Origin of the sequence: Brevibacillus thermoruber 423 (assembly GCF_000454065.1) — a bacterium.
In the GTDB taxonomy this organism is placed as follows: Bacteria; Bacillota; Bacilli; order Brevibacillales; family Brevibacillaceae; genus Brevibacillus; species Brevibacillus thermoruber.
In genome coordinates this window covers 361,150-381,061 of sequence record NZ_KE695649.1, presented here as the reverse complement: position 1 = coordinate 381,061, position 19,912 = coordinate 361,150, and the positions used below count along the sequence as shown (strand labels likewise).

The window sequence follows — 19,912 nt, the reverse complement described above, 5'->3', positions numbered from 1 at the left end:
GCTGCGTCTACGCGTTCGCCAGGGGGTAGGTTCCTTCTTCGTCGTGCACTTCCCGGCCGGTCAGCGGCGGGTTGAAGACGCAGACCATGCGCATCGCCGTTTTGGCCCGCAGGTAGTGCTTTTCGTGACCGTTCAAGGCGTACATCATGCCCGGCTGGATCGGGTAGGTTTCCCCTCCGACCACCTCGATTTCTCCCTCGCCTTCGATGCAGTACACTGCCTCCAGATGGTTTCGGTACCAGATCAGCGTCTCCGTCCCCGCCTTGATGATCGTGTCGTGCAGGGAAAACCCCATGTTGTCCCTTTTCAAGAGAAACCGCCTGCTGTTCCACGTGGGGGTGTCAATGTCGTCGGCCGTGCCGACAATCTCTTCCAGGTGTTTGACGATCATGAAACGCTCTCTCCTTTCACCGGCAGTCTTTTACGCTTTCCTCCAGGATCGACAGCCCTTGTTCCAGTTCCTTCTCCCCGATGGTCAGCGGCGGCATCACCTTCACCACTTCGCTGTCGGGTCCGGACGTCTCCATGATCAGGCCCCGGGCAAAGGCGCGCGCGCAGATCCTCTCCGCCAGTCCGTCCGCTTTGACGGCGATCCCCTGCATCAGACCTTTGCCCCGCACCTCGCCCTGGAGAAACGGGTACGCGCCGACGAGATGCTCCAGAAAGGCGCGGACCGCGGCCGCTTTGGCTTCCACCGCGCGGCGCAGGCCATCGTCCTCCCAGTACCGCAGCGCTTCGGCGGCCGCCACAAATCCCAGGTTGTTGCCGCGGAAGGTGCCGTTGTGTTCGCCCGGCCCCCAGATGTCCAGTTCCGGCTTGAACAGGGTCAGGGCGAGCGGCAGCCCGTATCCGCCGATCGACTTGGACAAGCAGACGATGTCCGGGCGGATGCCGGCCGTCTCGAAGCTGAAGAACGGTCCGGTACGTCCGCATCCCGCCTGCACGTCGTCCACGATCAAGAGAATGTTGTGCGTGCGGCAGAGCGCTTCGATCCGGCGCAGCCAGGACTCGCTCGCCGCGTGCAGTCCGCCCTCTCCTTGAACGGTTTCGAGAATCATCGCCGCAGGGAGGGAAACGCCGCTGCCCTCGTCTTCGAGCAGCCGTTCGAGATAACGCGCCGTGTCGGTGTCCGGCCCCATGTATCCGTCGTACGGCATGGAAACGGCATGGGGCAGGGGCATCCCGGCGCCGTTCCGTTTCCGCCGGTTGCCGGTGACGGACAGCGATCCGATCGTCATCCCGTGAAAGCCGTTGGTAAAGCTCCACACGCTCGTCCGGCCGGTCACCTTGCGCGCCAGTTTCAAGGCGCTTTCCACCGCGTTGGTGCCGGTCGGACCGGGAAACATCACCTTGTAATCGATCCCCCTCGGCGCCAGGATGACGTCGCGGAAACGGGTCAGCAGGGTTTCCTTCGCGTCCGTCGCCATATCCAGGCTGTGCGTGATCCCGTCCTGCCGGAGATACTCGATCAGCTTTTCCTTGATTCCGGGGGGATTGTGTCCGTAGTTGAGCGCCCCCGCTCCCGCGAAAAAGTCGAGGTACGCCTTTCCCTGCCGGTCCCAGAGCGTATGGCCGCTCGCTTTGGTGAAGACGGCAGGGAAATGGCGGCAGTAACTGCGCACTTCCGATTCCAGTTGGTCAAAGACGGTCAAGGGTGTTCGCGACTTGGCAGCAGCTTTCATGCACAACCTCCTATCGTTTGGTTGGGATGGGCCCGATGCAAAACGTCCACTCCGGTTCGTGTACGCTCCCCGGAAACAGGCGGGCAGGGAAGCACTCCCGCACCTCGCAGCCCGTCTTCAGCTCCTCGGCCGCCTTGCGGAAAAGGGCGGCGGATGCCGCGTTTGACGGCGAGACGGTCGCTTCCAGATACCGCGTGTTCCGGCATGCGTCGCGCTTCAGCAGTTCCCGGATCATCCGGCTGCCGATCCCCTGTCCCCGCTGCGACTGGCTGACCGCGATCTGCCAGACAAACACGGTGTCGGGCCTGGCGGGGGGACGGAACGCCGTGACGAATCCGACCGCCTCCCCTTCCGCTTCCGCAATCACGCACGTGTCGGCGAAGAACTTGCCGCACATCAGATAGGCGTAGGCGGAGTTCAGCTCCAGCACGCCGGAGTCGCGCGCCAGCTTCCACATGGCGGCGCCGTCCGCTTCGCTCGGCTTTCGCATGGCGATGCGCCGGCCGGTTGTCGATTTCACCTCATCACCTCCTTTCCCGATCCGGCCCGAAAGCGGCTCAAAAAGGCCTGCAGCCGGGGGCTTTGCGGATCGTGGAAGATTTGTTCGGGAGACCCTTCCTCGACGATCGTGCCCCCGTCCGTGAAGATGACGCGGTCGGCCACGTCGCGGGCGAAGTCCATCTCATGCGTGATCAGCATCATCGCCATCTCCCCTTCCCGCGCAATCTCCTTGATCACCGCGAGCACTTCCCCGACCAGTTCGGGGTCGAGGGCGGACGTCACTTCGTCGAACAGCATCACGCTGGGCCGCATCACCAGCGCCCGGGCGATCGCCACCCGCTGCTTCTGCCCGCCGGACAGGTGGGAGGGATACGCCTCCAGCTTGTCGCCCAGTCCCACTTTTTCCAGCATCGTCACCGCCCGCTCCACCGCTTCCTCCCGGGGCAGCCCGAGGACGTGGATGGGGGCCTCCGTCACGTTGCGCAGGATGTTCATGTGCGGAAACAGGTTGAAGTGCTGAAACACCATCCCGATGTTTCCGCGCATCTTGTGCAGATGCCGCTCATCCGCCCGCACGAGCCGGCCGTTCACCCGCTTGTGCCACAAGAGCTCACCGTTCACCTCGATCGTCCCGGAAGTGGGTTCTTCCAGCGTCATCAGCAGGCGGGCCAGCGTCGTCTTGCCGGAACCGCTCGGACCGATCACGGCCACCTTTTCTGCGGGCGCGATGTCCAGGTCAATCTCGTGCAGAATCGTCAGGTCGCCAAACGTCTTGCTTATGCTGCGGTACCGGACGATGGGATCGGCGGTCTGCCGGGTGTTGTTCATGCCACTCCCCTCCTTTTACCGCTGTGTCAGTTTGCTCTCCAGCCTGCGAATCAGCAGGGAGGAGGCGTAGCTGAGCAGGAAAAACAGCATCCCTGCCAGCGTAAAGGCCTCCAGGTAGCGAAACGAGGCCGAACCGATCATCTTGGCGGTCATCAGCATTTCCACCAGAGTGATGGCCGACAGCACCGGCGTTTCCTTGAACATGACGATCAGGTAGTTGCCCAGCACCGGTATGATCGGGCGGATCGCCTGGGGAAGGATGATGCGCGTCCACGTCTGTCGTCTGGAAAAGTTCAGCGCTGTCGCCGCCTCCCACTGTCCCCGGGGAACGGACTCAATTCCCGAACGGTACACTTCAGCCAGGTAGGCGCTGTAGTGAATGCCCAATCCCAGGACGCCTGCCGCAAACGGCGGCAGGGAAATGCCTGCCGAGGGGAGACCGTAGAAGAGCACGTACAGTTGGACCAGGAGCGGCGTGCTGCGAACGAACTCGATGACGCCCGCCGCGGCGAGAGACACGCCCCTCGGCTTCGCCCGCCGCGCGAACGCCAGCAGCAGTCCGCCGACAAGCGCGAGGGCAAAGCCGGCCAGGGTAGCGGCAATGGTCGTCTGTACGGCTCTCAACAGCTCAGGCGCAATCTGCCACGCAAACGGCCAGCTCCACACGGCTTACACCCTCCCCGCCGTCAGACGCCGCTCCAGCCCGCGCATGCCCAGCGTCAGCGGGTACGCCAGGGCAAAGTAGACGACCAGAACGAGCGCGAATATTTCGAAGGTTCGGGACGCGTCAAACGTGCGCAGCACCATCCCCTGAAAGGTGAGATCGGCCAGTGTGATCAGCGAGATCAGGGAGGTTCCCTTCAACAGCTCGATCAGCAGATTGCCGAAGGACGGAATCATCATGACAAACGCCTGCGGCAGGATCACCCGCCGCATCCGCTGCCACGGCGTCATGTTCAGGGCGATGGCCGCTTCCGTCTGCCCTCTGGGGACGGCCAGGACGGCGCTTCTCACCACTTCCGAGCCGTAGGCGCCGTGGTTGAGTCCCAAGGCGATCACCCCCGCCGCCAGCGGAGGCAGCTCCACTCCCAACAGCGGCAGCGCGTAATACAGCCAGAACAACTGAACCAAGAGCGAGGTGCCGCGAAACACCTCCACGTAGACGGCGGTCAGCGCACGAACGCTTTTCCGCCTGGAGAGGCGCCCGAATCCGGCCAGAAACGATGCCGCGAAAGCGACGAGCGCGGACAGGACGGTGACTTCCACGGTCAGGGCGGCTCCTTTTGCAAGCGAGGGAAATAGATCAAACAGGGACACGTTCCATCACATCCTTTCGTTTGAACGAAATCGGCTCAGGGCCGCGACAGCTCCGCCGCCGTTTCCTCCCCCGGCAGCTCCTGCTCCGTGAAGCCAAACGGCTCCAGGATGTGCAGCAGCTCGCCCGACTCCTTCAGCTTTTGCAGCTCGCGGTTGTACGCGTCGACGAAATCCTGGTCCTCTTTGCGGAAGGCGGCCGCGCCGTACCCGCGGACGCTTTTGCCGTCGATGACCGGCTGCACGAAATCCATGACCCTCTCCAGTTCGGGGTCCTTGGCGCTGTCCAGCACGGCCTGCAGAGAGGGACCCGTCATCGTGATCGCGTCCGCCCGCCCCGCCTGCAGTGCCGCAACGGCGGACGGCTGATCGGGCACCACCACCATCTGCGAAGGCTTCACGCCCGACTGCTGCAGGTACTCCATCTCAATCGCTCCGCTCATCACGGCCACCCTCGCTTGCGGTTGGGCCGCGATGTCCGGGTAGCTGCGCAGGTTGAGCGGGTTCCCCTTCTTGACCGCCAGCGCCTCCCCGATGCCGTACTCCGGGTTGGCGAAGGCCACTTCCTGCGCCCGCTGCGGCGTGATGTACATGCCCGCGGTGATGACGTCAAAACGCTTTGCCTTCAGACCGGGAATCAGCGACCCGAACTCGGTAAGCACCCCGTTGATCTCAGGGATGCCCAGCCGCTTCAGGATCACCCGCGCCACTTCCACCGCTTCCCCGGTCAGTTTGCCGTCAGGCGTGGCGTAGGCGTACGGCTTCTCGTTGGCGAACCCGACCGTGACAAAACCTTGACGCTTCGCCTTTTCCAGCGTGGTTTCCGCCGCTTCCCCCGCGCGGGGCGAGGCGGCCTGCTGCTGGGCGCATCCCGCCGCCAGCAGTGCGGCAGACAACAGCGCCGTCCAAGCGGCTGCCCACGTTCTTCTCCTGTTCATTCGCACCTCTCCTTTCTTCGTCAACGGATAGAAAAAAATCGGCGCACTGCTTCCGCAACTGGAGGGCCGTTCCAGACGGAAAGCGAATGCGCCGACTGTTTTCCTGCAAACAAAACGGAAAACCTGACGTGGGTACAGGGGGACTGCCCGAACGGGTGCCGGACAGCCCTCTGCATGCAACACAAGCGGATGTCGTGTACGAGTAAAATCGATCTGCTTTAGCCGACGAGGTTAGCTGACGGGTAGGATGGCAGAAGCATCCCTTCTGTTTGGAACAGAATTAACCCCAGAAGATGGTTCCCCCGTTTCCGTCATCAACGGAACTAGGCCCGTATGTGGTTGGATGATGATACGGCACGCTCCTTTTGCCATTTTGGCGTTCTCGAACATGGGGTTCATGTTACCATACTCCCGCCCCTGCCTCATCCCCGGTAATCCCGGATATTCACGCATCAGGCCCGCTCAGCCGCCGTTACCTGGAATTACCAGTCTCATCCAAAAAGATCCTTCCATATCCTACTGTGTTCATTCCTGGTAAAAACGTTGACTCCTGTCCTCCCTGCTGCGCCGGGTGGGGCTTGGCTGGTCGCATCGACCGGGAACCCGCGTTGAAACCGCCGTCACGCAGCGGCGTATAAACTAGTGGAAATCAAACCAAAAGGTGGGAAAAGACAGTGGCCTGGACAAAACGATCGCTCAAGATTGGCCTGCCGCTCTCCCTGTTGGGCATCTTGCTGCTCCCCGTGTTCATGGCGGTGTTGAAATGGCTGTTCGTCTACCCGGAACAGACGTGGCTGATGTCCCACATGTCGCTGCTGCTCGCCTGTCTGGCGGGCCTCTTCATTCTGCCCGCCTTTGTCGTAAAAAAGGGCGTCAAACTGATCCTGGGCGGGGTGACGATCCTCTTTCTCTGGCTGACCATGAACACCTATGCGTATGTGGATCGCGAGGGTGTCCATCTGAACCCGTTCTTCGGCAGGGAAACGCTCTACGCCTGGAACCAGGTCCAAAAGACCGAAATCGGGGTCGGCCTCACGGGAAAAAAAGCGGATACGGCAGAAGTGTATATGCGGTTTACGTTCAAGGATGGCACACAAAAGCAGATCGGCTGCTGGTTCGTCTCCGATGCGGTGTTTGCCAAGGAAATGATGGAACAGTACGGCCTGCCGGTCACTCTGCTGCCGATCAGCGAGCAGGCGTACGAGCGCATCGGACAGTGGCCTGTTGCCGATCAGCTTGAGCTGCAGCAACTCTACACGGGAACCTCTACCTGACACGACAAAACGCATCAGGCGGACAGCGCGCCAGCCGTCCTGCCGGATGCGTTTTCTCGCAAAACCTCGTTTCCCCTCCCAAAGGACGGGAACGGTGCGGCTGCATAGGATGAAAACAACGCAGCACCACCGGCCGAGGAGGTGAAGATCATCCCGTACCACATCCGCATTTCCATCTCCAGGCTGCGGCTGAATCTGTACGACGGTCAGCGCCTGGTCCGCTCGTTTCCCGTCGGGTTGGGCAAAATCGCCACAGCCACGCCGCGCGGCGACTTTACCATCATCAACAAAGTCCCGTACCCGAACTCCTACCCGGGCGGCCCGCTCAGCGTGTTCGGCACCTACTGGCTGGGGCTGAGCAGGCCTCATTACGGCATACACGGCACCAACAATCCGGCCTCGATCGGCAAGTACGTCTCTCACGGCTGCATCCGCATGCACAACCGGGACGTGGAGTACCTGGCCAAACGGGTGCCCATCGGAACGCCGGTGAGGATTCGCCCGTAGCAGCACGCAGGACAGACAAAAGGCACAGCGTTCCCGCTGCTGGGACGCTGTGCCAGTCTGTTTTCCACCGGCTGTATCTGAATTCAAATGCTTTTGAGTCCGAAAAACAGCAATAGGTAAAAGCAGCGCATCATCGTTGGATGCGCTGCTTTTGCATTGACATGTCCGGTGCTCCTTCGCATGCAGCCGGGGTTGCAGCTAATGATCTCTCCTACGTTGTTGAGATCGGAACGTCGAATAGACAGCGGACGATCCCTCGACCGAACACAATGTAAATTGCTCGTGCGGCCATTCACATCTCCTGGTTCAACCTTTGTTGTTCCCGAAAAGCAGATGAACCAAAAGGATCGCTGACAGTAACGCCAATAGACCCGAAATCGGGTCATTCTTCACATATGACACGGTGTGTGCGAGAACGCAGATAATGATTGTGAACATCACCACTAAAAACAGATGGAGTATCTTCTTGGCCAATACAGCCCCTCCTTTCCCAAAACCGACTAGAAGGGAGAATACCTTCCTTCGCTCTCCAGTACAGTCATAAAGGCATTCGGAACATGACGAATGGTAGCTGCTTCGATTCCATCGAGCGTTTTTTTGAGAGCTGTACCCAGGGAGCAGTGGGACAAACGATCATTCTCCTTTGTCAACCGTTCTGCGATGGCTCCAAGAAAATCTTGGTGGGACCCCCGCAACATGGCATTGTCTACAAATTTCTCTATTAGGGTTTTGTTCTCCTTGTAAAAAGGAGATTAAGAAGGGGCAAAGACCTCTTCGTCTCATGCGGATTTTCCGTTTACGGTTCCCCGCTGACGAATTTTCCATTTTTTACATCCCTGAACATCGGCAGAAAAAAGCAGATCACCCTTGAGCCTGGCAGCTTGGTGATCTACTCTCTTCTGCAGTAGAGCCGCCCCCTTGTGGGGAACGTCTATTGTGCAGGGCCGGAGCGCGGCAACGCTCTTGGCCCTTTAGCCGTTTACGCAAATACATGTACCCTACATACACTTTTCTGGTATCACAAACGAAACCAGATTGACATGAAAAAACCGGCCTTCCTGGCGAAAGCCGGCTTTTCGCATCCGGTTCCGGCCATGCGTACAGGATCCATGCTCAGATCGAGTAGGAATGCGCTTGTTTTTTGGCGACAAACGGCTCCTCTTCCCGCGTGCCCAGGATTCTGTCCAGAATCACCCGCTCATAGTGGGCAAAACCGTTGTCCTTCACCCGGGGCCTGGCCAGGTTGATCTTGATGTCCATCGCCACTTTTCCCTCTTCCAGGAGAACCACGCGGTCGGCCAGGGCGACCGCTTCGCTCACGTCGTGCGTCACCAAAATGGCGGAGAATCCCTGTTCCAGCCACAGCTTTTCGATCAGCCGCTGCATCTCGATCCGGGTCAGCGCATCCAGCGCCCCCAACGGCTCATCCAGCAGGAGCAGCCGGGGCTCTCCCGCCAAGGCGCGGGCCAGCGCGACACGCTGCCGCTGTCCGCCCGACAGGACGCGGGGCCACTCACCGGCGCGTTCGGACAGACCGACGAGCCGCAGCGCTTCCTCCGCCGTCCGCCTCGCTCCCGCTCTGATCCCGACCGCCACGTTGTCGATGACCTTCTTCCAGGGGAGCAGCCTCGCGTCCTGAAACATGATGCGAACCTCTGCGTGAATGCCGTGGAGGGGCTGGCGATCCACGTAAATCTGCCCTTCCGTCGGCTGGTCCAGACCGGCAATCATCCGCAGCAGCGTGCTTTTCCCGCATCCGCTCCGCCCGACGACGGCGACAAATTCGCCGGGCTGCATCGCCAGCCGCACCTGCTGCAGCACCCGGGTGGCGCCAAAGGCTTTGCCCACCTCCTGCACATCGAGAGACATGCCGCAGCCCGCATTCATACCATCACCCCCACGCCGGATCACTGCTTGCTGTAGCTCGGATGCCACTGCAGCCACCTTCTTTCGATCGCCTTTGCGATGCCGTCGGACAATTTGCCCAACAGCGCGTACAAGAGTATGCTCAGCACGACGACGTCCATCTGCATGAACTCACGGGCATTGGTGGCCATATAGCCGATGCCGGAATCGGAAGCGATCGTCTCCGCCACGATGAGCGACATCCACATGACCCCGAGCGCGTAGCGGACCCCTACCAGGATGGAGGGAAGCGCCCCCGGAAGAATGATGTTCCAGAACAGCGCGAATCCTCTCAGCCCGTATACCCTGCCCATTTCGATCAGACCGTGATCCACCGTCCGGATGCCGTGAAAGGTGTTGACGTAAATGGGAAACAAGACACCCAGCGCGACGAGAAACAGTTTCGCTTCCTCTCCGATCCCGAACCACAGGATCACCAGCGGGATCAAGGCCAAATGAGGAATCGTGCGAACCATCTGCACCGATGTGTCCAGCAGCTTTTCGGCAGGGGGAAACACCCCGTTGATCAGCCCCAGGAAAAAGCCGAGGCTGCCGCCGATCAAAAAGCCGATCAAAGCCCGCTTGGCACTGGCCGCCGTATAGTCAAACAGTTCCCCGTCCTGAACCAGCTGCACCGCCGCCTCCAGCACATGGACGGGTGTCGGCAGAACGCGCGTGGAGATGATCCCCCAGTCGCCGAGCACCTGCCACACGAGAATGACCAGAATCGGAATGCTCCAGGGAATTGCGTGCGCCAGGCCGCGGCTCTTCAACGGAAATCGCATGGCGAGTCTCCTCCCGAACCAAAGACGATGTCAGCCATTGCCTATCCCGCTCTCGGACAAGGCTTTTTTCGCGGGAAAGCGGTAATTGCCGATGACTTCACCGGCGGGGGCGTTCGGCGCCTCCGTTCGGTTCGCCAGGGGCAGACGCGGGAATAGCAGTTCGGCCACCCGATATGCCTCTTCCAGGTGGGGATAGCCGGAAAAGATAAACGTCTCGATGCCGAGTTCGGCGTACTCCAGCATGCGGGCGGCGACGGTCTGCGGGTCGCCCACGAGCGCGGTCCCCGCCCCGCCTCTGACCAGACCGATGCCGGCCCACAGGTTGGGGCTGATCTCCAGATCGCTGCGGTTGCCGTTGTGCAGCCGAATCATCCGCTTTTGGCCTTCGGAGTCGTAGTTGGCGAGCGCTTGCTGCGCCGTGCGGATCGTCTCCTCATCCAGGTGCTTGATCAACTGCTCGGCGGCGTCCCACGCTTCCCGTTCCGTTTCCCGGACGATCACGTGCAGGCGGATGCCAAATCGGACGGTACGCCCGTGCGCTTCCGCCAGCGCGCGCACCTTCCTGATTTTTTCCGCCACCTGCTGCGGCGGTTCTCCCCATGTGAGATACACATCCACATGTTCGGCCGCCACTTTGATCGCCTTATCGGACGAACCGCCAAAGTAAAGCGGCGGATACGGTTTTTGGAACGGGGGAAACAGCAGTCGCCCCTCTTTCACATGCAGGTACTGGCCTTGAAAATTGACCTGTTCCCCTCTTACCAGCGAGCGCCAAATGGTGAGAAATTCATGCGTCAATGCGTAGCGGTCATCATGGGGCAGGTGGAGACCGTCCCCGGCCAGCTCGACCGGGTCGCCGCCCGTCACGACGTTGATTAACAGGCGGCCGTTGGAAAAGCGGTCAAAGGTGGCCGCCATGCGGGCTGCCGCCGCAGGAGAAACAATCCCGGGCCGAACCGCCACGAGAAACTTCATCTGCCGGGTGGCCGCGAGCAGGGAAGAAGCCACCACCCACGCGTCCTCGCATGACCGTCCCGTGGGCAGCAAGGCACCGCTGAACCCCAGTTCATCCACCGCCTGGGCGATTTGACGCAAATAGTTGTACGTGATGGGACGTCCTCCGACGGATGTTCCCAGATAACGGCCATCCCCGTGTGTCGGCAAAAACCACAAGACTTCCATAGTCCTCTCCCTTTCTCTTACCGTGATGGTCGATAGATCGCCTCTTGGACGGAAATGTTTTGCGGAATCAGCTTCAGGGCGTAAAACGTATCGGCGATTTCCTGCTGCCCTTTCACGATGGCGTCATCGATCGGCTGCAGCCCGTACTCTCTTCGTTCCGCCGCCTTCTCCAGCGCGGCCACGTCGATTTTCAAAAGCGGCGCAAGCAGTTGGGCCACTTCCTTGGGATGTTCGTTTGCCCACGCGCTCGCGTGCTCCACTTCTTCGAGCAGGACTTGGACAATGTCGTAATGCTCCTCGGCAAAGCGTTGGGAAGCGAGGTAGAAATCGCGGTCCTCCGCCAGACCTTCGCCGTTGACCAGCACCCGGACCCCGCCGGCGTTCTCGATGTCGGCGTAATAGGGGTCCCACACCACCCACGCGTCGATCTTCCCCTGCTCAAACGCGATGCGGGCATCAGCAGGGGACAAAAACGACAGGGTCACGTCGCCGTACTGCAGGTTTGCTTTTTCCAACGCCTTCACCAGCAGGTAATGAGCGCTGGAGCCCTTCGCCAGGCCGATGTTCTTCCCTTTCAAGTCGGCCAGCGTGCGTATGCTGGAGTCGTTTTTGACGAGGATCGCCGAGCCGGCGGACTTTGCCTTGCCCGCGGCCACGTACACCAGGGAAGAGCCTGCCGCCTGGGCAAACACGGGAGGGGAATCGCCTGTTCGGCCCACGTCAAGATTTCCCGAGCTCAGCGCTTCCAGCAGCGGAGGACCGGCCGGAAACACGTTCCAGGTCACGTCGTATCCCAGTTCCTTCAATCGTTTTTCCAGGGTGCCGCGCTCTTTTACGATGTTCAGCGGATCCCCCTTCTGGTAGCCAATGCGCAGGACCTTCGCCGTTTCTTCCTTTTTGGCGGCGGCCTGCCCCACGCTTCCGCCGCTGTCCCCGGAGCAGCCTGTCAAAAAGGCAGCCACCAGGAACAGGCCTGCGAGAAAAACGGCGGCAGCACGGGTTCCTGCCCGCAGGTTTTCCCGTGAATCTGTGTGTGTCAGCACGGTTTTCCTCCTCTCGCCGATGTGGGTATCAAAAAAAGCCCCCACATGCTTGCATCAGAGCAAACAGGCAGGAGCCTTCAGTTGACTGATCGGCTGCGCGATGTTCGGTTTTCTTGTGCCCGGCATCGGTTGCTTACGGTACAGTTTATTCCAATTATTCCTACCTGTCAAGTATGAATTTAGCTCATGACGTTTCCCTTCTGCGCCCGCATCACTTCCTCGAAAAAAGGCCCCAGTTCATCCAGGGGATGGCGAAACGCGGTCAATATCATGTCAATCCCCGCCCGGTGCAGCTCGTCGATTTTCTCCCGCACCTGCTGATACGAACCCACCAGTCCGGTGCGAAACCCTTCGTTGTTGGCGACAAAATCGCTGATTGCCGCGGCGCGGGACCACATTCCCGCAGCCCCCCGGGCATGGTTCTTGAATTTGTTGATCGCCGTCAGATCGGCGCGCTCCACGATGTATTGAAATTCCTCAAGCGCTTCCCGCTCCGTCTCGCGCGCGATCACAAAGGCGTTGACGGCAAACCGGACCTGCCGGTTGTGAAGAGCGGCGACCTCTCGTACCCGGTTCATTTGCCGCTGCAGTTCATCGAGCGGCGCGCCGTTCATAAAATACCAGTCAGACAGCTTCCCCGCCATGATCTGCGCCTCTTCCGAATTGCCGCCCTGGAAAATGGCCGGATACGGCTTTTGCACGGGAAACGGCCGGATTCTTCCCGCGTGAATCTGATAGTAGTCGCCGCGAAAGGAAAACTCTTCGTGCTGCCACAGCCCTTTTACCACCTGGAGGTATTCTTCCGACCGCCGATACCGCTCGCTGTGACTCATCCAGGGAACGCCGAACATCTCCTGCTCCCCCTGGAACCAGCCGCTGACGAGATTGACGTGCCAGCGGCCGGACGTGATCACATCCAGCGTCGCCCCCATTTTCGCCAGCGTCACGGGAGGAACGAAACCGGGCAGAACGGCGGAAATAAAGTGAATGCGTTCGGTATGGGCGGCCAGAGCCCCCACGATCGACAGCGAGTCCAACTGCCCATCCGACCCGTCTTCGCCACCCAGTCCTCCCAGATAGCGGGTCGGGAACAGGATCGCGTCCACTCCCAGCGCGTCGGCAAACTGCGTCAGCCGGAGATTGTATGCAAAGCTGCCGTCTTTTTCCTGCTCGGCCTCCGAGCGCAGAAACCCGCCGGAAATATTGGCTCCCCATATCGCCACCTGCACACTCATACGCTTCCTTCGCCCCTCCCGTTTGCTTTTGCCAATGCCCACACGGCATCCGTCAGCGCCTGTTTTTCGTACCCCAGATACTGGCTGGCATAGGTGCGGACGGGATCGCCGGAGTAAAAGCGCTCGTACAGCTCATGTCGGGAAGCAAGCGGACTGCCGATCAGGTCCCAGGCCAGCTTGAACAGTTTCACGCGGGTGTCGGCGTCCGCCTCCGCGCCGCGATAGTACTTTTCCAGAAACGGTCCGAGCGGCCCGTTTCGTTCCGCAAGCGATGACGGCACCTGCATAAAGCCGCCCGCTCCGATCTGCTGGAGGATTTCAATTGCGCGCGGGTAAAAGCGGGACCCGAGGTTTCTCGCGGTCGTCAACGGCTCGACGGCCGGGAGCCACACCCCGGACGGATTCGGCTTCGCCTGTTCGTGAGCGGCCAGCAGCAGCGCTCTCACGGTTTCCACCTGGACAATCAGCTCCCCCAGCTTTTCCTGCACGTGCAAATAGTGTTGGGCGCCGATGGTTGCGGCCATCTCGTGACCGATGGCGGCGACGAATTCGAGCTTGTGCAAAAGCCGCACCACCGTCGGCTGTTGGCTCAGCGCGACGGCGACCGGATCTTGTCGGACGGCCCAGATCGCGTCCGGATCGTCTTTGATAAAGACCCGCTCCCACGGAATCAGCGCATCGTCGAAGACCACCACCGCATCCATCTCGTCAAACCGGGAGCTGAGCGGATGATCCTCTCTTTCCGCGGACGCAAACGACTCCCGGCAGACAATATGCACCCCCGGCGTCGCTGCCGGGATCGCAAACATGGTCGCGTACCGCTCCTCCGACTGCGGGCGCCGGTGATACGGATACACCAGCAGTTCGTCCACGTAGGGAGCGCCGGTGGCGATCATCTTGGCCCCGCGCACGACGATGCCGTCTTCGGTCTCCCGCACAATGCGCAGATGGGTGTACGGATCGTCGAACTGGGAAGAGCGTTTCGACCGGTCTACCTGCGGATCGTGCAGCGCGGTGGTGGAGAACCACTCCTGATCGCGGCTCTCCCGGTAATACCGCTCGATTTTCTCGGCAAACTGCCCATCCCCTCCCCCCAACACATGCCGGCTGGCGTACCACCCGGTCAGCAGGGAGCGGGAATAGTCGGACAGCCTGCTCATCATGCCAAATGTCCGTTCCGACCAGATGTCGTACGCCGTCTGCTTTTGCAGCAGCTCCTCCCTGCTTCGCGGGACCAGATACGCCAGGTTGACCGGCTGCCCGGTGTCCGGAGACCGAAACGTCAGCGACGGCCCCACGTGCGGGTCATCCTGCAGATCCAACAGCTTCCCTATCGTGTCGATCGTTCCCGCAAACGCCGGGTGGCCTATATCAGATCGTGTACGACCTGGCCGTTCAGCCAGACGCTTCTCCCGTCGTTTCGCCTAGACAGATACCGTTGACGCGCTCCCATCCTGCTTCCCCTCCTCGGCCGCAATCAGATTCCAGAAATCCCGCAGATGGGATTGAAACCGTTCCTTGTCGTAACGCAGATACTGCGCGGCGTACGTCCTGACGGGATCGCCGAGGTAAAAGCGCTCGTACAGCTCGTGCCGCGATCCCAGCGGGCTTCCGATCAGGTCCCAGGCCAGCCGGAACAGCCGGATCCGGTCCTGGGCGTCGACGTTTGCGCCGCGGTAGTATTTTTGGATCAGGCCGCCCAGTTCCCCGGCGAGCCGCTCCGCCTGGGACGGCACCTGCATGAACCCTCCCGCTCCGATTTGCTGCAGAATTTCAATCGCCCGCGGATAGTACCGGGGCCCCAGGTTTCTCGCCGTTTCGATCGGCGTCAGGTCCGGCACGAACGTCCCGTACCGATCCGCCTTGCCCCGGGTTTCCGAAGCAGCCAGCAGCGCCTTGACCGTCTCCAGTTGAATCGTCAGTTCTCCCAGCTTTTCCTGCACGTGCAGATGGTGGTTGGCACCGATCGCTTCGGCAATCGCAAACGCGACGCCCGCCACAAATTCCAGCTTGACCAGAAGCCGCACCACGGTGGAGTGGTAGGCCAGCCCGTTTGCCGTCTCATCCAGTCTGAGCTCCCAGACCGCCTGGGGATTGTCGTGCAAAAAGACGCGCTCCCAGGGAACGAACGCATCGTCAAACAGCAGAACGGCGTCCATCTCGTCATAGCGGGCGCTGAGCGGCTGGGCGTCCCGCTGGCTGGAAGCAAACGACTCGCGGCAGACGATGTGCAGCCCCGGCGTGTTGGCCGGAACGATCATCATGTGCGCATGGGCGAGATCGCCGTCATGCAGGCGGTGGAACGGATAGACGAGAAAGTCGTGCGTATACGGAGCGGCGGTCGCAATCATTTTCGCCCCCCGCAAAAACACCCCGTCTTCCGTTTTTTTCACGATGCGCAGAACCGCATCCGGGTCTTTCTGTTCGGACGGTCCCTTGGAGCGGTCGATCTGCGGGTCCAACAGCGCCGTCGTCACAAACCGGTGATGGTCGCGGGCTTGTTCGTAATAGCGGGTGATTTTTTCGGAAAAATGCGCGTCAAACTTCTGATAGGTGTCCCGGGCCGCGTACCACCCGGTGACCAGGGAACGGGCGTATTCGGAAAGGCGGCTCATCACCCCGTGCGTTTGTCGGTCCCAGCGGGCAAACGCCGCCGTGCGCTTCTGCAGGTCGGCCAGCGTGTGCGGCACGAGAAAGGCGGCGTGAACGTACTCCCCCGTCCGCGGACTGCGAAATCCGACCTGCTCGCGAGTCCCGTCGTCTTCCAGCGTCTGAAAAAGGGATGTCAAGGTGTGCAGGGTGCCTTGAAAGGCGGGATGGGTCGAGACGTTCTCCACCTTTTCGCCGTCCAGCCAGACGGTCCGCCCGTCCTGCAGGCTGTCGAGAAACCGCTGCCCCAGCGTGCTCATTGGCCTACCTCCTTTGCGTACTCGGGCTTGATGAACCCTTGGAACTCTCTGTCGATCAATTCGTCAAACGATGGGGACCGATACGCCTCGACGAGGTCTTTTACAAACGGCTTGTCTTTGTCTGCCGTGCGAACGGTCAGCACGATGATGTACGGTTTCGGCGTTTGCTCCAGCTTGAGCGCATCGCTCAACTTCCACCCGGAGGCCAGGGCAAAGTTTCCGTTGACGACGGCGTAATCCACATCGTCCAGGGAACGGGGAAGCTGGGCGGCCTCCAGCGGCACGATCTGGATCTGCTTGGGGTTTTCCACGATGTCCTTTTCGGAGACGTGCAGCGCGTCCGCATCGGGCCGAAGTTTGAGCAGGCCCAGCGTTTGCAGCACGCCCAGCGCGCGCGCCTGGTTCGTCGGGTCGTTGGGCAGCGAGATGCGCGTGCCTTCCCGGATGTCATCCAGCGAGCGGTGCTTTTTGGAATACACCCCCATGGGCACCGTGGGAATGGGGATGATCCCGGTGAGATCGGCCTGCTGCTCCTTGATGTAATTGTCCAGATACGCCGTGTTTTGGAACACGTTGGCGTCGATCGAGCCGCTCAACAGCGCCGTGTTCGGTTGAACGTAATCCTGAAACTCGACGATCGTCACCCGATACCCCTTTTCCTCCAGCAGGGGCTTGATGCCTTTTCGCAGTTGATCGCTGTACGGACCGGCGGTGGCGCCGATTTTCAAATCCTTCTGACCGCCCGCGGATGAGCCGCAGCCCGCCAGCAGAGCGGAAAGCAGACTGGTGACAAGCGTCAGAAGCAGCGTGATTTTCTTCATGGAAGACCCCCTTATTTCTTATCCAGCCGCTGCGCGATCCGGTTGCCCGCAAACTGGATGAGCTGTACGAGCAGAATCAACAGGACGACGGTGGCCGCCATCACTTCCGTCTGAAAGCGGTAGTAGCCAAAGCGGATCGCCAAATCGCCGATCCCTCCGCCGCCAACGGTTCCGGCCATCGCGGAGTAGGACAGCAGGCTGATGGACGTGACGGTCAGCGCCGAGACGATGCTGCCGCGCGCTTCGTTGAGCAGCACCTTCCAGACGAGCTGCACCGGCGAAGCGCCCATCGCGACCGCCGCCTCGATCACGCCTTTGGGAAGCTCCCGCAGGGATTGTTCCACCAGGCGCGCAAAAAAGGGAATGGCCGCCAGGGAGAGGGGAACCGACGCGGCGATGGGGCCGATCGTCGTCCCGACGATCAGGCGCGTCAGCGGGATGATCGCGACGAGCAGGATGACAAACGGCAGGGAGCGGACGGTGTTGACCAGGTAGTTGATGGCACGGTGCAGCGTGATCCGCTCCAGGATTTGCCCCCGGTCCGTGAGAAACAGCAGGACGCCCAACGGCGTTCCGAACAGGAAGGCGGCCCCGACGGAGATGCCGACCATGGTAAACGTCTGTCCGAGCGCCAGCCAAAATTCCGGCGCCAGTTCGAGCAGATTGTCAGCCATTCAGCACCTCCGTTGGATACAGCCGTTCCGGTGCTTCCTGAAACAGCAGTTTGCCCAGCGCGGACGCTGGCGCCGTCCGGGCGTGCCGAATCGGCAGTTCTTCGACGAGGTGTCCGTTTTCCAGCACGGCTGCCTTATGGCACAGCTGCTTGACCACGTCCATCTCGTGGGTGACGATGACGACGGTCACCTTCCATGTCTGATTGATGTCCCTGATCAGGGAGAGAATCGACTGCGTCGTCCGGGGATCGAGGGCGGACGTGGGCTCGTCGCACAGCAGGATGCGGGGACGGTTGGCCAGGGCCCGGGCGATGGCGACGCGCTGTTTCTGGCCTCCGCTCAACTGGGACGGGTAGCTGTCCGCCTTGTCCTCAAGCCCCACCCATTCCAGCAGCTCGCGGACCCGCTTCTCGCGGTCCCCCTTTTCCGCCTTGGCGATTTCCAGGGCAAACTCCACGTTTTCGGCTACCGTTCGATTGCTGAACAGGTGAAAGTGCTGAAAAATCATTCCGATCGCGTGTCTGGCCTCCCGCAGCGCCCGGGGGGAAAGGGCGGTCAAATCCTTCCCTTCCACAAACACGCGCCCGGCTGTAGGCCTCTCCAGCAGATTCATGATCCTGAGCAGGGTCGACTTTCCGGCACCGCTGTAGCCGATAATGCCGTACACATCCCCCTCCCGCACTTCCAGGCTGACGGGTGCCAGCGCCTGGTACGGGCCGGCAGGGGTTTGATACGTCTTCGCGACATTCTCCAGACGAATCACCGTGCTTCCTCCTCTCCTTGTCTGATAAAAAAGAGGCCTCCTTCAACGTGCCGCAGAGGGCAGACGAGGAAGCCTCCGGTCGTCCGGTCGGACCTGATGGGATGGGAAATGCAAAAGGCTCCCGCCGCCTGCCGCCGGGCAAGCAGAAAGAGCCTTCAGTTGACTGATCAGCGATTTATTTGGTTTCACTCGGGTGGGGGATGTATGATAAAGATTAATCCAACAATTCATACCTGTCAAGTATGAATTGATTTTCGGGGAAAGGGACTGGGCAAATGGCTGATGCAGTATCTGCTCGAACACCCGGCCGTCCGCCATACCAACATGGCGCTGGGTACCCGGGATGCCCACGGCCTCTACGAGCGGTACGGTTTTGAACGAAGAGAACTAATGCGCAGGCCGGCCCGACAGCAAGGGGATTGAATCACCATGTCACGCATCTTCACAAACAAAGCCGCCGTTTCCTAGGAAACAGCAGCTTTTTCGTACATCGTCATTTTCGCATGCTGCGCTTTTCGGCCAGCTCGACGTAATACCCGGTTTCCTTCTGCACATCCTGCGTAAACCGGGCCGAGTCGGCATAGTCCGGCTCCACCTGCATGTCGTGCAGCTTTTTCACAAATGCGGGGTCGTTCACCATTTTCGCCACGGCTTCTTCCCACTTGTTGATCACGTAGACGGGCGTCCCTTTCGGAAAGGAGACGCCGGTCCACCAGAAAACGGTCAGCCCCTTCACTCCCTGCTCTTCCGCGGTGGGTACGTCGGGCAGAAACGGGCTTCGCTCGTCGCCGGACACCGCGAGGATTTTCACTTTCTTCGCCTGGAGCATGGGATTGATCTCTCCGACGGTGTGGACGGCGAGGATCGCGTGTCCTCCCGCCACCTTCGGGAGCGAGTCGGACGCGCCCTTCGTCACGATCATCCGGGTCTTGGAAAAATCGGCCCCGATGGCGTCCATCCATTCCGCCACGCCGAATGCGGAAAAGCCGGCAGGTCCGACGGAGGTCCAGGTCAACTGTTCCGGGTGCTGTTTTACCCATTGCGAGAACTCGGCGAAGTCCTTCCACGGCGCATCCGCCTTGACGGCGAACGCCAGCGTCCCTTTTCCGATCCGGGCGGCGTAAATCTGGTCCGCGTTGGTGATCAGGGGCTGTTTCATCCCCGCCGACAGCATGGACGTGTTGGAAACGTTGACGGCGAGCGCCGTGTAGCCGTCGTTTTTCGCCTGTTTCAAGGCGTACTGCGCCCCGACCGTGCCGCCGCCCCCCGGTTTGTTGACGACGACGACCGGCTGACCCCACTCTTTGCTCAAATAATCCGCCGCGGCCCGGGCAACCAGATCCACCCCGCCCCCGGCGGAATAGGGAACCACGTACTCGATCTGTCTGTCGGGATAGGCGGGAGCCGCCTGGCTGGCGGAGGCCTGCGTTTCAGAGCCCGCGGCCGGTTGGGCGACGCCCACCCCGCAGGCCGTCACCGCCGCGGCCGCCAGGCAGGAGACGATCCCGCCGATCCATTTCACATACGCTTTCAAAAACACTCCTCCTGTAC

At 60.8% G+C, this 19,912-nt stretch carries 21 protein-coding genes and 1 riboswitch; of the genes, 3 read left to right on the top strand and 18 right to left on the bottom strand.

Annotation, left to right across the window (positions count from 1 at the left end; all coding sequences use genetic code 11):
• Positions 1-7: 7 nt before the first annotated feature.
• The 7 genes from M516_RS0106810 to ehuB are packed head-to-tail and all read right to left on the bottom strand — an operon-like array spanning position 8 to position 5,263.
• Complete coding sequence (locus M516_RS0106810) at positions 8-391, bottom strand: ectoine synthase (protein ID WP_029098456.1); 384 nt, start codon at positions 389-391, stop codon at positions 8-10.
• Positions 392-407: 16 nt separating this feature from the next.
• The gene (ectB, locus tag M516_RS0106805; protein ID WP_029098455.1) at positions 408-1,682 is read right to left on the bottom strand and encodes a diaminobutyrate--2-oxoglutarate transaminase; all 1,275 of its coding nucleotides are present in this window, start codon (positions 1,680-1,682) and stop codon (positions 408-410) included.
• A 10-nt stretch (positions 1,683-1,692) separates the two neighbouring features.
• Positions 1,693-2,202 carry a diaminobutyrate acetyltransferase gene (ectA, locus tag M516_RS0106800; protein WP_029098454.1) on the bottom strand — a complete coding sequence of 170 codons (510 nt, stop codon included), beginning with the start codon at positions 2,200-2,202 and terminating at the stop codon, positions 1,693-1,695.
• Positions 2,199-3,011, bottom strand: a complete 813-nt coding sequence (gene ehuA / locus M516_RS22920) for an ectoine/hydroxyectoine ABC transporter ATP-binding protein EhuA (protein WP_051188121.1) — start codon at positions 3,009-3,011, stop codon at positions 2,199-2,201. Before ehuA ends, ectA begins: the two co-directional genes overlap by 4 nt.
• Positions 3,012-3,026: 15 nt before the next feature.
• Entirely contained in the window at positions 3,027-3,677 is a 651-nt protein-coding gene (gene ehuD, locus M516_RS0106790) for an ectoine/hydroxyectoine ABC transporter permease subunit EhuD (RefSeq protein WP_029098453.1), read from the bottom strand.
• A 3-nt stretch (positions 3,678-3,680) separates the two neighbouring features.
• On the bottom strand, positions 3,681-4,328 hold the full coding sequence (gene ehuC, locus M516_RS0106785; protein ID WP_029098452.1) for an ectoine/hydroxyectoine ABC transporter permease subunit EhuC: 648 nt from the start codon (positions 4,326-4,328) through the stop codon (positions 3,681-3,683).
• Between the two features lie 35 nt (positions 4,329-4,363).
• Positions 4,364-5,263, bottom strand: coding sequence for an ectoine/hydroxyectoine ABC transporter substrate-binding protein EhuB (gene ehuB, locus M516_RS0106780; protein ID WP_029098451.1), 900 nt, complete (start codon positions 5,261-5,263; stop codon positions 4,364-4,366).
• 204 nt (positions 5,264-5,467) lie between these two features.
• Positions 5,468-5,603: riboswitch (cyclic di-AMP (ydaO/yuaA leader) on the bottom strand.
• 334 nt (positions 5,604-5,937) lie between these two features.
• On the opposite strand from ehuB, the gene M516_RS0106775 reads away from it, so the two are divergent.
• Positions 5,938-6,537, top strand: coding sequence for a hypothetical protein (locus M516_RS0106775; RefSeq protein ID WP_029098450.1), 600 nt, complete (start codon positions 5,938-5,940; stop codon positions 6,535-6,537).
• Between the two features lie 150 nt (positions 6,538-6,687).
• Positions 6,688-7,044 (top strand): L,D-transpeptidase, encoded by a 357-nt coding sequence (locus M516_RS0106770; protein ID WP_029098449.1) that lies wholly within the window; start codon positions 6,688-6,690, stop codon positions 7,042-7,044.
• A 1,113-nt stretch (positions 7,045-8,157) separates the two neighbouring features.
• Here M516_RS0106770 and M516_RS0106760 read toward each other — a convergent pair.
• The 10 genes from M516_RS0106760 to M516_RS22905 all read right to left on the bottom strand — a co-directional run bounded on the left by M516_RS0106760 (position 8,158) and on the right by M516_RS22905 (position 18,361).
• Positions 8,158-8,931 carry an ATP-binding cassette domain-containing protein gene (locus M516_RS0106760; RefSeq protein WP_029098448.1) on the bottom strand — a complete coding sequence of 258 codons (774 nt, stop codon included), beginning with the start codon at positions 8,929-8,931 and terminating at the stop codon, positions 8,158-8,160.
• A 20-nt stretch (positions 8,932-8,951) separates the two neighbouring features.
• Complete coding sequence (gene ssuC / locus M516_RS0106755; protein WP_035289038.1) at positions 8,952-9,734, bottom strand: aliphatic sulfonate ABC transporter permease SsuC; 783 nt, start codon at positions 9,732-9,734, stop codon at positions 8,952-8,954.
• 30 nt (positions 9,735-9,764) lie between these two features.
• Entirely contained in the window at positions 9,765-10,916 is a 1,152-nt protein-coding gene (gene ssuD / locus M516_RS0106750; protein WP_029098446.1) for an FMNH2-dependent alkanesulfonate monooxygenase, read from the bottom strand.
• Between the two features lie 17 nt (positions 10,917-10,933).
• Positions 10,934-11,959 carry a sulfonate ABC transporter substrate-binding protein gene (locus tag M516_RS0106745; protein ID WP_238550924.1) on the bottom strand — a complete coding sequence of 342 codons (1,026 nt, stop codon included), beginning with the start codon at positions 11,957-11,959 and terminating at the stop codon, positions 10,934-10,936.
• Positions 11,960-12,138: 179 nt separating this feature from the next.
• Entirely contained in the window at positions 12,139-13,194 is a 1,056-nt protein-coding gene (locus M516_RS0106740) for an LLM class flavin-dependent oxidoreductase (RefSeq protein ID WP_029098444.1), read from the bottom strand.
• Positions 13,191-14,516 carry a 4-hydroxyphenylacetate 3-hydroxylase family protein gene (locus tag M516_RS22915; RefSeq protein ID WP_238550923.1) on the bottom strand — a complete coding sequence of 442 codons (1,326 nt, stop codon included), beginning with the start codon at positions 14,514-14,516 and terminating at the stop codon, positions 13,191-13,193. The genes M516_RS0106740 and M516_RS22915 overlap by 4 nt, the downstream gene beginning before the upstream one ends.
• Before the next feature lie 102 nt (positions 14,517-14,618).
• On the bottom strand, positions 14,619-16,103 hold the full coding sequence (locus tag M516_RS22910; protein ID WP_035289035.1) for a 4-hydroxyphenylacetate 3-hydroxylase family protein: 1,485 nt from the start codon (positions 16,101-16,103) through the stop codon (positions 14,619-14,621).
• On the bottom strand, positions 16,100-16,924 hold the full coding sequence (locus M516_RS0106725; RefSeq protein WP_029098443.1) for a MetQ/NlpA family ABC transporter substrate-binding protein: 825 nt from the start codon (positions 16,922-16,924) through the stop codon (positions 16,100-16,102). The genes M516_RS22910 and M516_RS0106725 overlap by 4 nt, the downstream gene beginning before the upstream one ends.
• 11 nt (positions 16,925-16,935) lie before the next feature.
• On the bottom strand, positions 16,936-17,598 hold the full coding sequence (locus tag M516_RS0106720; RefSeq protein WP_029098442.1) for a methionine ABC transporter permease: 663 nt from the start codon (positions 17,596-17,598) through the stop codon (positions 16,936-16,938).
• A complete protein-coding gene (locus M516_RS22905; RefSeq protein WP_051188120.1) occupies positions 17,591-18,361 on the bottom strand; it encodes a methionine ABC transporter ATP-binding protein in 771 nt (256 codons plus the stop codon). Before M516_RS22905 ends, M516_RS0106720 begins: the two co-directional genes overlap by 8 nt.
• Before the next feature lie 246 nt (positions 18,362-18,607).
• Between M516_RS22905 and M516_RS25150 the strand changes: the two genes are divergently transcribed.
• Positions 18,608-18,784 carry a GNAT family N-acetyltransferase gene (locus M516_RS25150; RefSeq protein WP_255309684.1) on the top strand — a complete coding sequence of 59 codons (177 nt, stop codon included), beginning with the start codon at positions 18,608-18,610 and terminating at the stop codon, positions 18,782-18,784.
• Positions 18,785-18,854: 70 nt separating this feature from the next.
• Here M516_RS25150 and M516_RS0106710 read toward each other — a convergent pair whose 3' ends face one another.
• Positions 18,855-19,895: a tripartite tricarboxylate transporter substrate binding protein gene (locus M516_RS0106710; protein WP_029098441.1), complete on the bottom strand. Its 1,041-nt coding sequence runs from the start codon at positions 19,893-19,895 to the stop codon at positions 18,855-18,857.
• Positions 19,896-19,912: the final 17 nt, after the last annotated feature.